General features: G+C 45.6%; 10 protein-coding genes. 9 read left to right on the forward strand and 1 reads right to left on the reverse strand.

Features of this window, described 5'->3' with window-relative positions; genetic code table 11:
- The first annotated feature begins 307 nt into the window (after nucleotides 1-307).
- The 8 genes from H065_RS0111575 to H065_RS0111610 all read left to right on the forward strand — a co-directional run bounded on the left by H065_RS0111575 (nucleotide 308) and on the right by H065_RS0111610 (nucleotide 10,179).
- Nucleotides 308-1,408 (forward strand): acyltransferase family protein, encoded by a 1,101-nt coding sequence (locus H065_RS0111575; RefSeq protein WP_017813226.1) that lies wholly within the window; start codon nucleotides 308-310, stop codon nucleotides 1,406-1,408.
- A gap of 169 nt (nucleotides 1,409-1,577) precedes the next feature.
- Nucleotides 1,578-2,210: a GNAT family N-acetyltransferase gene (locus tag H065_RS0111580; protein WP_017813227.1), complete on the forward strand. Its 633-nt coding sequence runs from the start codon at nucleotides 1,578-1,580 to the stop codon at nucleotides 2,208-2,210.
- A 37-nt stretch (nucleotides 2,211-2,247) separates the two neighbouring features.
- A complete protein-coding gene (locus H065_RS0111585; protein WP_017813228.1) occupies nucleotides 2,248-3,426 on the forward strand; it encodes an arginase family protein in 1,179 nt (392 codons plus the stop codon).
- A 265-nt stretch (nucleotides 3,427-3,691) separates the two neighbouring features.
- Nucleotides 3,692-4,249, forward strand: a complete 558-nt coding sequence (locus H065_RS0111590; protein WP_017813229.1) for an imm11 family protein — start codon at nucleotides 3,692-3,694, stop codon at nucleotides 4,247-4,249.
- A 165-nt stretch (nucleotides 4,250-4,414) separates the two neighbouring features.
- A complete protein-coding gene (locus H065_RS0111595; protein WP_017813230.1) occupies nucleotides 4,415-5,545 on the forward strand; it encodes a glucose-1-phosphate adenylyltransferase in 1,131 nt (376 codons plus the stop codon).
- A gap of 20 nt (nucleotides 5,546-5,565) precedes the next feature.
- Entirely contained in the window at nucleotides 5,566-6,669 is a 1,104-nt protein-coding gene (gene glgD / locus H065_RS0111600; protein WP_017813231.1) for a glucose-1-phosphate adenylyltransferase subunit GlgD, read from the forward strand.
- 37 nt (nucleotides 6,670-6,706) lie between these two features.
- Entirely contained in the window at nucleotides 6,707-9,148 is a 2,442-nt protein-coding gene (locus tag H065_RS0111605; protein WP_017813232.1) for a glycogen/starch/alpha-glucan phosphorylase, read from the forward strand.
- Nucleotides 9,149-9,270: 122 nt separating this feature from the next.
- Complete coding sequence (locus H065_RS0111610) at nucleotides 9,271-10,179, forward strand: NmrA family NAD(P)-binding protein (RefSeq protein ID WP_017813233.1); 909 nt, start codon at nucleotides 9,271-9,273, stop codon at nucleotides 10,177-10,179.
- A gap of 23 nt (nucleotides 10,180-10,202) precedes the next feature.
- Here the strand turns inward: H065_RS0111610 and H065_RS0111615 are convergent, their stop codons facing one another.
- Entirely contained in the window at nucleotides 10,203-11,486 is a 1,284-nt protein-coding gene (locus H065_RS0111615) for a helix-turn-helix domain-containing protein (RefSeq protein ID WP_017813234.1), read from the reverse strand.
- A gap of 255 nt (nucleotides 11,487-11,741) precedes the next feature.
- Here H065_RS0111615 and H065_RS0111620 point away from each other — a divergent pair, with 255 nt between their 5' ends.
- Nucleotides 11,742-14,000 (forward strand): glycoside hydrolase family 3 N-terminal domain-containing protein, encoded by a 2,259-nt coding sequence (locus H065_RS0111620; RefSeq protein WP_017813235.1) that lies wholly within the window; start codon nucleotides 11,742-11,744, stop codon nucleotides 13,998-14,000.
- The last annotated feature ends 162 nt before the right edge of the window (nucleotides 14,001-14,162 follow it).

Genomic DNA, 14,162 nt, shown 5'->3' on the forward strand with positions numbered 1-14,162 from the left:
AAAAAACAAAAATTAGAGCAATTATGTTAATATTTTGTTACTATTAGTTCAATATATTAACAAACTCTTTTAAGGAATCAGTAGTATAATACTGGCAATATAAATAATATATATCTTTAAAAAGTACAGTTGTTGAAGCTATAAACGTGAGATAAGCGAGTGTCAAACTAATCAATTAATTAATGGAGAAATCCTTAATTATATTACCTTTTTGTCATCTTATTAATAAAGGAGGTTCATAACACACTTTATAATTATATGTAATTATTTTAATTTGTTTATAATTAAAAGGAGGTTTTATAACGTAATGTCTACCAACCAAATAACAGCAAAAAAGACGATTGAAGAAATTTCGGTGATCCGTGCAATCGCCTGTTTGAGTGTAGTGTTATTGCATTCTATTAAATTCTCTACTAGTGATAGTGCGGAGGGGATAACGGAATTCAGTCTATGGACACTGGCCGGTTTGCTGTCCTTTGGTACATCTACATTTGTATTTATTTCAGCACTGGTCCTAGCTTATTCCTATCCTAATCAGCTACCAGTTAACTTTTACAGCAAACGATTAAAATATTTGCTTATTCCTTTTGCTTGTATGGGTATCTTTTACGCTATTATTTCAGGCATAATGAATGGATGGTCGATTCCGAAGCTTATTGTATATAATATGCTGGGAGCATATCATGGTTGGTTTGTACTGGTTATTTTCCAGTTTTATATTCTCCATCAGTTATTCAATCGTTATATTAAACGGATTTCACCACTAATTGTTTTATCAGTATCATTATTAATAAATATTGTTTACCTGGCATTCTTTAATTTGGTGCCTCCTATTAGTGATAATCAGTATATTGCATATATTTGGGATAGAGGATATTGGATGCCATTTACAGGCTGGCTATTTTATTTTTCGTTAGCTTATTATTGCGGTAAAAATTATCGACAGTTTTTAGATAAGCTAGTTAAATATCGCGTATGGATTTATGCTGCACTTCCTGTATCGATAGCTGTGATTGTATACAACAATGCATTTAGCAGCTTCGGATTTGGGTCGAAACGAGTAGATATGCTTTTGTTTACTGTAGTTATGATTTTTATTTTATTTCTAGCTTTCCGCAAAGTTAATAAAATTGCTCCTGTTATAAATATGATAAGTCAGTACTCTTTTGGAATCTATCTTGTGCATTGGTTTTACCTGGAAATGATGGATTTAGCCATTGAGACATTGAGTATTCCGCTTGGTTATTTAGAAATTCCACTGCTTTTCTTTGCAGGTATTGTTTGTTGTATTGTAACGATCAATATATTTAATCGTGTTCCATTTGGGAAATATGTTGTAGGTCGAATCAATGTTCGAAAAAAAGCAGAAGATAAACAACGAGTGGGTTCACTTTCTACTGAAAGTTGACTCTAAACCGAATATCCAGGATGAATTAGAAAGGTAATGATTAAGACTGCCGTCTCATATAGAGTAGGCAGTCTTTCTTTATAGGAATTGTGCTTTTCACATGCATTTTTTGGAAAATTATATATAATCTAAGAAAGCGTTATCAACTTGTTTGGGAAAGGAAACCGGTATGAATCATTTGAAAATCAGACAAGAGGAAATACTTCATACAGAAAATGGCTCCTTGGTGTTGGAAGGTCCTGTGCCGCCGGAGCAGATTCAGACCTGCCGGATGCATGCCGAACTCGATGCTTTCCGGCGGCCAGCGGAGCAAAAGGAAGCATTGATCGAAATCGCCGGTCTGCCGGAGGGGCGCATTATTATGGCTACGGATAAAGACCAGATTGTCGGTTATGTCACTTTTCATTATCCCGATGAATATGAGCGCTGGTCAGAAGGCAATATGGAGGATCTGGTCGAACTAGGCGCTGTCGAGATTGCCAATGAGTATCGTGGTCTCGGCCTTGCCAAAAAGCTGATTCAGCTCGCTTTTCGGGAACAGCAGCTCGATAATATGATCGTATTCACAACTGAATATTACTGGCATTGGGATCTGGAGAATACAGGTCTCAGCGTATGGGATTACCGCAAAATGATGGAGAAGCTAATGAAGAATGTAGATATGGTCTGGTTTGCTACCGATGATCCGGAGATCTGTTCCCATCCGGCGAATTGCCTAATGGTACGAGTCGGCAAAAAGGTACCTCAGGCCTCGGTAGAATCCTTTGACCGGATTCGTTTTCATCAGCGGTTTATGTACTAGATCAAAAATAGCTACACAGAAGAGAGGAGTGAAGGTGATGAATGATGCTGTCTATGTACACCATCCCGATAGTTTAAAGTATATATTTCATCAGGGACATCCGTTTGATCAGCGCAGGCTGGTATTAACCATGGAACTGCTGCAGCAGACCGGTGCGTTGCCGGCTTCCAGCATCCTGACACCGGATCAGCCTCTCGATGAGAAATTACTGCAGCAGATTCATATTCCCGGTTATATTGAAGCGGTCAAGCAACTGAGTGTTTCTTCACCATCTGCCGAAGCTTTGCAAAATGCAGCTCAGTATGGTCTGGATCATGGAGACAATCCTTATTTTCCAGGTATGCATGAGAGTGCAGCAGCTATTGCAGCGGGCTCTGTGTATGCCGCCGATCTGGTTATGAGCGGCCAATATCGTCATGCACTTCATATGGGCGGAGGACTTCACCACGCCATGCCGCAGAAAAGCGCGGGGTTTTGTATCTATAACGATGCAGCGCTGGCGATTACCCATCTGCGTCAGCAGTATGGGGCGCGGGTGCTCTATATTGATACCGATGTGCATCATGGAGATGGAGTGGAGATGTGCTTTTATACCGATCCGCATGTATTCACATATTCGATTCACGAGACAGGCAAATATTTGTTTCCGGGTACAGGGCTGGTCGAGGAACGGGGAGCAGGTGAAGGATTCGGGTTCACATTGAATGTCCCAGTAGAGCCCTATACGGAAGATGCTTCCTGGCTGGAATGTTTCGAGGCGACGCTATCTCAAGTGATGGAACGGGCAAAGCCAGATATTATTATCAGTCAGCATGGATGCGATGCTCATGCGCTCGATCCGCTATCCCATATTCACTGCTCCATGGAGATTTATCGGCAGATGCCCCGCATGATTCATGAGGCTGCTCATACCTGGTGCGAAGGACGCTGGGTAGCGCTCGGTGGAGGTGGGTATGACATTTGGCGTGTTGTACCAAGAGCATGGTCGCTCGTATGGCTGGAGATGAGCAATCATCCTCTGCTGGAGCAGATCGCGAGAGAACCACTGCTGTCCCTGCCCGATTCCTGGCTTAAGCAATGGGAGGGACAAAGTCCCGTCGAACTTCCGACGACCTGGATGGATGATGTACAGCGCTGGCAAGAAATACCGCGCAGAGAAGAAATCACCCGCCAAAATCGTTATATCAGCGAGCTTGCGGCTTCCTATTTAAGATAGAAAATATAAAATTTATGAACTGATTATTAAAATCCTTTTGTAAAAAAGTGGCGACAACTGATTTTTCGGGTATATAAGCAGTGCCGGGAAGACAGGCAGCAACAAAAAAGGAAAATAGATGAAGAAATGTACAAATGCGTTTTGAATTTGAAGGTTAATGCTGCCTCGATGTAGAAATATACCATAGCATTATTATTATTAGGGCTATTGAATCATTTCTTTGTATCTATGATTTGCCTGCCGTTCTCGAAAGGAAGAGATGCCTATGTGTTATATCCTGCTACCGGCAGAGATTTACCCGGACCGTTACTGGTTCAAGTACAGTTTCCACGATTCACCGGATCACCTGAATTTCAAGAAGGGTACGGTGCAAAAAGATTGGGCCAAATCCCCCAAGTTTCATCTTCAGGGAGAAGTGGATCTTGGAAGGTTGCTTCATTTTGACTGGTTTATGACAGATGGGCCGGATCTGATTGGCCCGCGTCTGGCGGCGTTGATCCGCAAGTATGCACCCAGGGATGTACAGCTGATTGATGCAGAGGTGACCGTTAATGGCGAACCACTCAAAGGATTCCAGGTTCCCAACATCACCAGCGTAATCAACTGCCTGGATATGGAGGAGTCGGTATATGTGCCGCTGCTTCCAGGCATACATGGCAGCCCGCCGCATTTGATTTCGGTGGCTTTCGGGCCTGACGCGCTTCAGGGGCACGGTCTGGTCCGCTCCAATGAAGATATCAGTCTGATCGTGGCTTCGGCTGAATTTGTGGAAGCATGCCGTGCAGAGAGTATTACGGGTATCCGTTTTCAGGAGAATCTGTAAGCTATCCAGCTGTAACGGACAGCAGTTGCGATCCGATGCGTCACGAGGAAGTCTCCCCTTTATTAAGCGGTAATGATCTGGCTCAAATGCAATTCAGTATTAGTCTCTCAGCGTTATCGTATTTCAGGTAAAGAATATGACAACTCATACCAAGGAGGCTTTCCCATGAGTAAAAAAGAAGTAGTGGCTATGCTGCTTGCCGGAGGACAAGGCAAGAGACTGAAAGATTTGACCAAATCACTGGCAAAGCCAGCCGTCTATTTTGGCGGAACGTATCGGATTATTGACTTCCCGCTCAGCAACTGTGCCAATTCCTGCATTGATACTGTAGGTGTTCTGACACAATATGAGCCGACACTCCTGCATGCGTACATAGGAGTCGGTAACGACTGGGATATGGATCGCAAAAATGGTGGGGTATTCGTACTGCCACCGCATGAACGTCAGGAAGGCAGCAGCTGGTATCAGGGTACAGCGGATGCAATCTACCGCAATCTCAAGTTCGTAGAGAGCTTTGATCCCGAGCATGTGCTGATTCTGTCAGGTGACCATATCTACAAAATGGATTATCAAAAAATGATTGATTATCATAAAGAAAAAAATGCAGACTGCACCATCTCTGTCGTGAATGTAACGCTGGAAGAAGCCAGCCGTTTCGGTATGCTGAATACCCACGATGACCTCAAAATCTATGAATTCGATGAAAAACCAAAGAACCCGAAAAGCACACTGGCCTCTATGGGTGTCTATCTGTTTAAATGGGATGTGCTTAAATCCTATCTGATCAAGGATGAGCAAGATCCCGCTTCCTCTTATGACTTTGGTAAAGACCTGATTCCATTACTGCTTGGCGATAACAAAACCTTATACGCTTATCCATTCGAAGGATACTGGCGCGATGTAGGTACAATCGAGAGCTTGTGGGAAGCGAACATGGATATGCTGTCCGAAGCACCGGAGCTGGATTTGAATGATCCGAACTGGAGAATCTTCACACGCAGTCCGAATCAGCCCGCCGCCTATATTGCACCTTCGGCAGTCGTTCAGGATAGTATTGTCAATGAAGGCTGCATCGTTCACGGTGAAGTAAAACACTCGGTTCTCTTCTTCAATGTTGAAGTCGGTGAAGGCAGTGTTATTACGGATTCCGTGATTATGCCAGGCGTCAAAATCGGCAAGAATGTACGTATTCACAAAGCGATTGTCAATGAAGACATGGTGCTGGAAGATGGAGCACAGATCGGTGTGGAACGTACGGATGAAAAGGAAATCATGCTCGTAACCAACGAATCATAATATAGAGGACGGTGACTGCAATGAAAGGATTTGTAGGCGTTATTAATCTCGATCATGAACTGGATCAATTGAAGGAATTAACTTATTTCCGCTGCGGCGCGGCAGTTCCGTTTGCCGGCCGTTACCGTTTGATTGACTTTGCATTGTCCAACATGATGTACGCAGGGGCACAGGATATCTCGCTGTTTGTCCGCCGCAAATACCGTTCTCTAATGGATCATCTGGGAGAAGGCAGACCTTGGGATCTGGACCGCAAACGTGGTGGACTCTTCATTCTTCCACCAGACTGGCATGATCCGACCGATACATCGACAGGTGATCTGCAGCACATCCATAATAATATGGATTTCTTCCATCGCAGTACCGGTGACATTATTATTCATACCGGTACCCAGCATGTGAACAAGATTGATTATAAGGACGTCTATGCCTATCACCTGGAAAAAGGTGCGGATGTAACCGTTATTTACAAAAAAGTGGACGAGCTTATGCCTGAGCATGGTGCCTGCCGCCGGATCGAAGTGGATGAGAGTGGATTTGTTACCGATATCCATCAGGAATTGGATCATAACAATATTTACCTCGAAGCATTCATTATGAGCAAGGATCTATACCTGGAGCAGGTGAATTACTGCATCGCCCATGGCAAAAGTTATTTCTTCCGCGATGCCATTCAGAACAATCCAAATCATCTGAAAATAGCCGGTTATGAATACACAGGCTATAATGCCGTCATTAACTCGGTAGAGAGCTATTATAAAAATAGTATGGATCTGCTCTGCCCGGACAATTATCATCAGCTGTTCCGCGAGAATCCGGTTCAGACCAAGATCAAATATGAAGCTCCGGCCAAGTATCTGGAATCGGCGCAGGTGCATAATTCCCTCGTAGCGAACGGCTGCGTAATTGGCGGCGAAGTGGACAATAGTATTCTGTTCCGCGGCGTTAAAGTTGAAAAGGGCGCCAAAGTCATCAACTCGATCATTCTGCAAAAATGCACGATTGAGTCTGGAGCAGTGCTGGAAAATGTGATTCTCGACAAGGATGTACAAATCACTCACGATCGTACCTTGATCGGTGATGTAAAACATCCTTATGTAACCGCCAAAAGTACTTCTCTGTAAACGCTGATGCTAATCTGACTGCAGGAGGAATACACTTTTGTTTAAAAACAAAGAAGAATTTAAACAGATCTTTCAGAACAATGTTGTCTCCAAGCTGGGGAAGCCGCTGGACGAAGTGTCCAATGAAGATGTCTATACGATTCTGAGCCGGATGCTGCGCGAGTTTGCAGGCCGGGAATGGGCAGCTACGAACCGTGAGCTGCGCCAGGACCAGGAAAAGCAGGTGTATTACCTGTCGCTTGAATTCCTGATTGGTCGTCTGCTTGGCAACAATCTGCTGAATATGGGCATGCTGAAGACGGTCAAGGAAGGTCTGGAAGATCTGGGTATATCACTCGGGGATATAGAAGAGGAAGAAGCGGATGCAGGCCTTGGCAACGGCGGTCTCGGTCGCCTGGCTGCCTGCTTCCTCGATTCTCTGGCTTCGCTGGGATATGCAGGTCATGGCTGCGGAATACGTTATCAATACGGATTGTTTGAGCAGAAAATTGTCGATGGCAACCAGGTGGAACTGCCGGATGATTGGCTGCAAAAGGGATTTGAATGGGAAGTTCGTCGCGCTGATCGCAAAGTGGAAGTACGCTTCGGGGGTCAGGTTGAGACTCGCGAAGAAGATGGCGAGCTGTACTTTTCGACGCGTGATTATGAAGCGGTCTGGGCAGTGCCTTATGATGTGCCGGTAATTGGTTACAAAGGCAGCAATCCAGACTATCATATCAACACACTGCGACTGTGGAGTGCAGAGCCGGTACGCGAGATGGCCAACCGCAATATGGCGAACGGTGGCAACTATTACAATTACCTGAACTATAACCGCTCGGTCGAATCGATCTCAGAGTTCCTGTATCCGGATGATAGCCATTACGAAGGTCGTCTGTTGCGTCTGAAGCAGCAGTACTTCCTCTGTTCTGCCGGTCTGCAGAGTATTCTGCGCACGTATGATAAGCTCAATCTGAGCTATGATCATCTGCCGGATCAGATTGCGATCCATATTAATGATACGCATCCTACACTGGTTATTCCGGAACTGATGCGGATCCTGATGGATGAAAAGGGCTATGGATGGGATGCGGCTTGGGATATTACATGTCGTACCGTTTCCTATACCAACCATACGATCCTGAGTGAAGCACTGGAGAGATGGCCGGCACAGATGATCCGCGAATTGATGCCGCGTGTGTATATGATCATTGAAGAGATCAATACCCGTTTCTGCAAAATGCTAATGGATAAGTATCCTGATGATCCGGATCGTGTCGCACATATGGCGATCGTCTATGATGATCAGGTCAAAATGGCTCATCTGGCGATTGCCGGCAGTCACAGTATTAACGGAGTTGCTGCGCTGCACACGGATATCCTCAAAGAGCGGGAAATGCGTAATTTCTATGAGCTGTATCCGCAGCGTTTTAATAATAAAACAAACGGGATTACCCATCGTCGCTGGCTGATGCATGCCAATCCAGAACTGTGCGATCTGATCAGTGATTCAATCGGCAGCCGCTGGATCACGCATCCACAGGAACTGGTCGGCATTCTCAAATATAGCGAAGACGCCGGATTCCAGGAAAAAGCTGCTGCAATCAAACAGTATAATAAGCAACGTCTGGCTTCTTATATCGAACAAAAGTATGGAACGGTTGTGAATACCGAATCCATCTTCGATGTTCAGGTGAAGCGTCTGCATGCGTACAAGCGTCAATTCCTGAATATTCTGCATGTTATGTATCTGTACAATCAGCTCAAATCAATGCCGTCCCATGATATGGTGCCGCGTACCTTTATATTTGGAGCCAAAGCGGCACCAGGCTATTATCTGGCAAAAAGCACGATTAAGCTGATTAATACGGTAGCTAATGTAGTGAATAACGATCCGGATGTGAAGGACAAGCTGAATGTCTTTTTCCTGGAAAATTATTCGGTATCGCTGGCAGAGAAGATCATTCCGGCAGCCGATGTCAGTGAACAGATCTCTACAGCGAGTAAGGAAGCTTCCGGTACAGGGAATATGAAGCTGATGATGAACGGAGCACTGACGATCGGTACGATGGATGGTGCGAATGTAGAGATGTATGAAATGCTGGGAGATGCCAATATGTTCATTTTCGGTCTGACAGCGGATCAGGTAATGAACTATTACCAGCATGGAGGCTACAACGCACGGGATATCTACAACAGCGATCCACGGATTAAGGAAGTGGTCGATCAGCTGGTCACTCCGGGTCCGTTTGCCCAGAATTCCTATGAGTTTGACTCCTTGTATCGCTCACTGCTGGATGGCAATGACGAGTACTTCATGCTCAAGGATTTCGATTCCTATGCCGAATCGCATGTACAGATCGAAGCAGCCTACCGCAATCAGAAAGACTGGCTGAAACGATCGATTCATAATATCGCCCACTCCGGCAAATTCTCCAGTGATCGCACGATTGGACAATATGCGTCCGAGATCTGGAAGATTCATCCGGTGAACAAATAAATTAAAATAACCCTCTCACACTGTATAAAAATAGCAGGAGAGAGGGTTATTTTATGTACAAGCTGCTGGTCAATGGTCGAGAATAAGAAATAACAAAATATACCTAAAAGGTGGCTGTTATTTTGAATAATTCCCGTACAACCATACTCCTTGCCGGAGCCACCGGAGATCTCGGTGAACGTATTACCAAAGCTCTTATTGAGCAGGGAGCACTAGTCAAAACGATTGTCCGTCCCAGTACAGCAGCGAACAAGTTGGAGCATCTGCGCCAGCTGGGTGCAGTGCCTGTTCCGATTGATTACAAGGATGCGGCAGCTCTACGAGAAGCCTGCGCGGATGTCTTCTGTGTAGTCTCCGTACTGAATGGACTACGTGATGTGATCATCGATACCCAGATGCTGCTGCTGAATGCAGCTGTTCAGGCAGGAGTTCCCCGGTTTATCCCATCCGATTACTCTATGGACTATCGTCATTTGCCGGAAGGGTCCAATCGAAATCTGAACTTGCGTCGCGAATTTATGAAGCGGCTGGATGAAGCGCCGATCAAAGCGACTTCCATCTTGAATGGAGCATTTGGCGAACTATTGACCGGTATGGCGCCCATTGTACTCTTCCGCTATAAACGCATCTTATATTGGGAAAATGCAGATCAGCTCATGGATTTCACTACCAAGGATAATGTAGCTGCCTATACGGCGCGAGCTGCTCTGGATCAGGATACGCCGCGCTTTCTTCATATGGCTGGCGATCAGGTGAGTGCCAGCCAATTGGTAGCTATCATGAGCGAGATCAGCGGCCAGCATTATCGTCTGCTTCGAGCAGGAGGCCATAAGCGCCTGGAGTTTCTGACAGGAGTAGCACGCCGTTTTGACAGGAAGAAGCAGGATGCTTTTCCGGCCTGGCAGGGTATGCAGTATATGAATGGTATGTTCACTGGTGCCGGCAAGCTGCAGCAGATAGATAATGATCGTTATTCGGACATTCACTGGACTACTGCCAAGCAAATTTTATCCGAGACGATCCATAATTAACTTCCTTGTTTGTCTCGTTTAAGTCAAGCCATCTGATGGGCTATCAGTGCTGCGCGTTCACCGCCTGTCGGATTTTTGCGATACTGCTTGGGTGTAATGCCTACGTATTTTTTGAATATCTTGGTGAAATAGCTCTGATCATGAAACTGCAGCATTGCTGCAATCTCTGCCAGAGAGTGGGCGGAGAGACCAATCAGCCGCTTGGCCTCCTCGATTCGGGCCTGTTGAATATACATAACAGGAGATACCCCGGTCTCACTTCGGAACACTTGTGACAGATAGTCGGCATTGAGCTGGGCAGCGGCTGCCAGCTGATGCAGATGAATCGGCTCATACAGATGATTGAAAATATAATTCCGGCAAATATTAATCTCTTCCGAATACCGCTTCCGCTGACCTTCCAGTACACGATCAACAAAGTCGGTATGGCATTTTTGCAGAGCAATTTTCACTTCGGCAGGTGTCTGGCATTCTTCAATCGCCTGAATATGAAGGTCGCTGAGCGTGTAGGCAATCTCGGCATTAACTCCGCCATCCATAGCAGCACGGGTAGCGAGTGTGATAGAGCAGATTGCCAGATTTTTCTCGCTGCGCAGCAGGCTTTTTTTGGACAGTACGCCCAGTTTTTCTGTAGGAAATCCCAGTTCCCATTTTACGAGGTCTTCCTTGCGTCCCTCACGGATGTACTGCAGGAAGACCTTTTCCATTTCCGGATTCTGATGATAGGAAGTCTGGGAATGCTGTTCATAATTGTCATAGGGTGAAGGCGGTTCATCCGGAACAGCAGGCAGATCGCTGGGGACAATGTCGATATACAGGGTATGCTGGATAACTTCAGCGATATCGAGCTGAACCTGATACAGCATATAATGGATCATGACAGCAGCATTGTAGATTCGTTCCTTGGAAATCAGGGGTACCCGCCGATAAAATTCCAGTACATTATCCTGCTGGCGAAAAGTCAGATGGTAATCGCGAATAATGCCTTTGACCAATTCTTCCGGCACGATCGCATGAAAAAAGGGACCGGCAACGAGCGTGCCCTGACGCACATTATTATGGTGAAGCGGAATCATCAGATACTGCTCCAGAAAATTGGTAGCTTTGACCGCCGGATAATCATCCGGTATTTGTGCTGTCAGCAAAGCAAGACCTTGCAGTTTATCTGCATACAGCGGGTTAAAAGGCTGGATCGGATATTCGTCAATCATTTCTCCATTCATATCCAGAATATACATAGGCATGTGATATTCCACATACAACATTTTCATCATAAAACGAAGTAGACTGAGAAACTTGGTATTCATTGTTGATTCCCTCCGTATCTCTTTTGGGTAAGCAGCTCTATATGCAATTATCGCGATTTTACCAAAAATTAAAGAATAATACCATAAATGCACGGCGAATAAGCCTACATTATAGATAAGCTTATTACATTATCCAGACAATACCGATTTATTATAACCATGAGCAAACAGAAGGTTTGAATAATAATCCAACTGTTACTTTATGGTTACACTGTCTGGTCCAACTTATTATGATACAGGGGATGGGATACGATTATGACTATTCAAAAATCCAATATACATGCAGAACTGTCTGCACTGGTTGCTCCATACCGCAAACGGGATGTAACGCCACGCAGTGATGAGAATATCCGGGAATCTGCCGAGCAGCTGCTTAATGAGATGACCCTGGCTGAGAAAATTGGTCAAATGAGTCAATGCGCCGATTCCGAATTCGCTTTTGGCGGTGAGATCGAAGCGGATCCGACCGAACTGCTTGTCCGTGAAGGACGTGTAGGATCTATCCTGGGCGCATTTAACAGCCGTCGTACTTTTGATTTGCAAAAAATGGCTATAGAACAGTCCCGACTGCGTATTCCGCTGATGTTTAATGCCGACGTTATTCATGGGTACCAGACGATTTTCCCTATTCCGCTGGCCTGGGCGTGCAGCTGGGATCTTGAGGAGATCAAGCGTGCCTGCATGATTGCAGCCAAAGAAGCAACAGCATCGGGTATTACGTATAACCATGCGCCTATGGTAGATATTAGCCGTGATGCCCGCTGGGGGCGTGTCATGGAAGGTGCAGGCGAAGATCCATATCTGGGTTCATTGATCGCACGTGCCCAGGTTGAAGGATTCCAGGGAGACAGCCTGTTCAGTGAAGAGACATTGATTGCCTGCCTGAAGCATTTTATTGGTTACGGCGCCTCCGAAGCAGGACGTGATTACAATACAGTCGATATGTCGGAATGGACGCTGCGCAATGTGTATTTGCCTCCATTCAAGGCAGGTCTGGAAGCAGGTTCTGCTTCGGTTATGAATGCTTTTAACTTTTATAATGGTATTCCTGTTGCGGGTAACAAGTTTATCCTGCATGATCTGCTGCGTGAAGAGCTTGGATTCGATGGGATGCTGATTTCCGATTATGGAGCAGTGGATGAGATTTATATTCATGGAGCCGCTCGTGATCGCAAAGATGCAGCCCGTCAGTCTCTGGAAGCAACCATGGATATCGAGATGGTCACACAGCTGTATGAGAACTACCTGCCACAATTAATTGAAGAAGGCAAAGTACAAGAAGCGCAGATTGATGCGGCAGTACGCCGGATTCTGATTTATAAATACAAAATTGGTATCATGGATGATCCATTCCGTTATATCCGTCCGGAAAAAGAAGAAGAGTACCACTTCCATGCCGATCATCTGCAGGCCAGTCGGGAGCTTGCACGCAAGTCGATTGTTTTGCTCAAAAATCAGGATCAGACCCTGCCTTTGCAGACTGAAGCAGCAGCTGCCGGCATACAGAAAATCGCCGTTATCGGACCGTTCGCCGATAGCAAGGACATGCTGGGTACATGGCAGTTCTCCCGTTACAAGGAAGAAACGGTGACACTGCTGGAAGGATTAACAGCCAAAGGAATCGATGAAGACCATCTACTGTATGCCGAAGGCAGCGGTGTGAATGATCCGATAGAGGGCGGCATTGAGCAAGCTGTTCGCGCTGCAGAAGCGGCAGACATCGTGCTGCTGGTGCTGGGTGAGCATAGCGAAATGTCCGGAGAAGCAGCATCCCGTATGGATATCTCTATTCCTGCTGTTCAGCAGCAGCTGGCCGAAGCCGTTGTTGCGGTAGGGAAACCGGTCGTACTCGTACTGACCAATGGTCGTCCACTGGTACTCGACTGGTATGAGCAAAATGTAGATGCGATTGTAGAGACATGGTTCCTCGGCTCTCAGGCAGGACATGCCATTGCAGATGTGCTGACAGGCGACTATAATCCGACCGGCAAGCTGACCATGAGCTTTCCCAAACATCTCGGCCAGTCTCCGATTTACTACAATCGATTTAATACAGGTCGTCCATTGACTGCAGAGAACCAGGAGGAGAAATACATTTCCAAATATCTCGATGGTCCCAATGATCCGCTATATCCATTTGGGTACGGACTGAGCTACACCGAGTTCAGCTATTCCAATCTGCAGCTCGATCGTCAGCAGATGAAGAGTGGAGAGCAGATTACGGTGACTGCAACAGTGACCAATACCGGTAGCATGGCTGGAGAGGAAATCGCCCAGATGTATATTCAGGATCTGTACGGAACGACTGTCCGACCGGTCAGAGAATTAAAAGGCTACCGGAAAGTGCAGCTGGCGCCGCAAGAATCGGCAAAAATCGAATTTGTGATCACCGAGCAGGATTTGGAATACTGCAACGCCAGATTGGAATGGACAGCCGAAGAAGGTGACTTTAAAGTCTATGTCGGCACACATTCCGGCAGTACGCTGGAGCAGACTTTTGAACTAATTAAATAATATTTTTCGACAATTTGTGTAAAAATACTCATTACTGGGTAATATCTTTCTATACAAATAACTATAATTCCGTACAGGAGAAAAGGCTTACAAATGTGGTTGTCATTTTTTGTCGCCTATGTTAGTATGAATGTATAGAAACCAAAACACGGATTGTTACTG

The sequence above is a fragment of the Paenibacillus shenyangensis genome (assembly GCF_000346635.1).
Classification (GTDB): Bacteria; Bacillota; Bacilli; order Paenibacillales; family Paenibacillaceae; genus Saccharibacillus; species Saccharibacillus dauci.

Excerpts from the sequence above, each read along its gene's own strand:
- H065_RS0111590 (WP_017813229.1), top strand. The coding sequence starts at position 3,692 with ATGTGTTATATCCTGCTACCGGCAGAGATTTACCCGGACCGTTACTGG.
- H065_RS0111575 (WP_017813226.1), top strand. The coding sequence starts at position 308 with ATGTCTACCAACCAAATAACAGCAAAAAAGACGATTGAAGAAATTTCG.
- H065_RS0111585 (WP_017813228.1), top strand. The coding sequence starts at position 2,248 with ATGAATGATGCTGTCTATGTACACCATCCCGATAGTTTAAAGTATATA.
- H065_RS0111580 (WP_017813227.1), top strand. The coding sequence starts at position 1,578 with ATGAATCATTTGAAAATCAGACAAGAGGAAATACTTCATACAGAAAAT.
- glgD (WP_017813231.1), top strand. The coding sequence starts at position 5,566 with ATGAAAGGATTTGTAGGCGTTATTAATCTCGATCATGAACTGGATCAA.
- H065_RS0111595 (WP_017813230.1), top strand. The coding sequence starts at position 4,415 with ATGAGTAAAAAAGAAGTAGTGGCTATGCTGCTTGCCGGAGGACAAGGC.
- H065_RS0111615 (WP_017813234.1), bottom strand. The coding sequence starts at position 11,486 with ATGAATACCAAGTTTCTCAGTCTACTTCGTTTTATGATGAAAATGTTG.
- H065_RS0111620 (WP_017813235.1), top strand. The coding sequence starts at position 11,742 with ATGACTATTCAAAAATCCAATATACATGCAGAACTGTCTGCACTGGTT.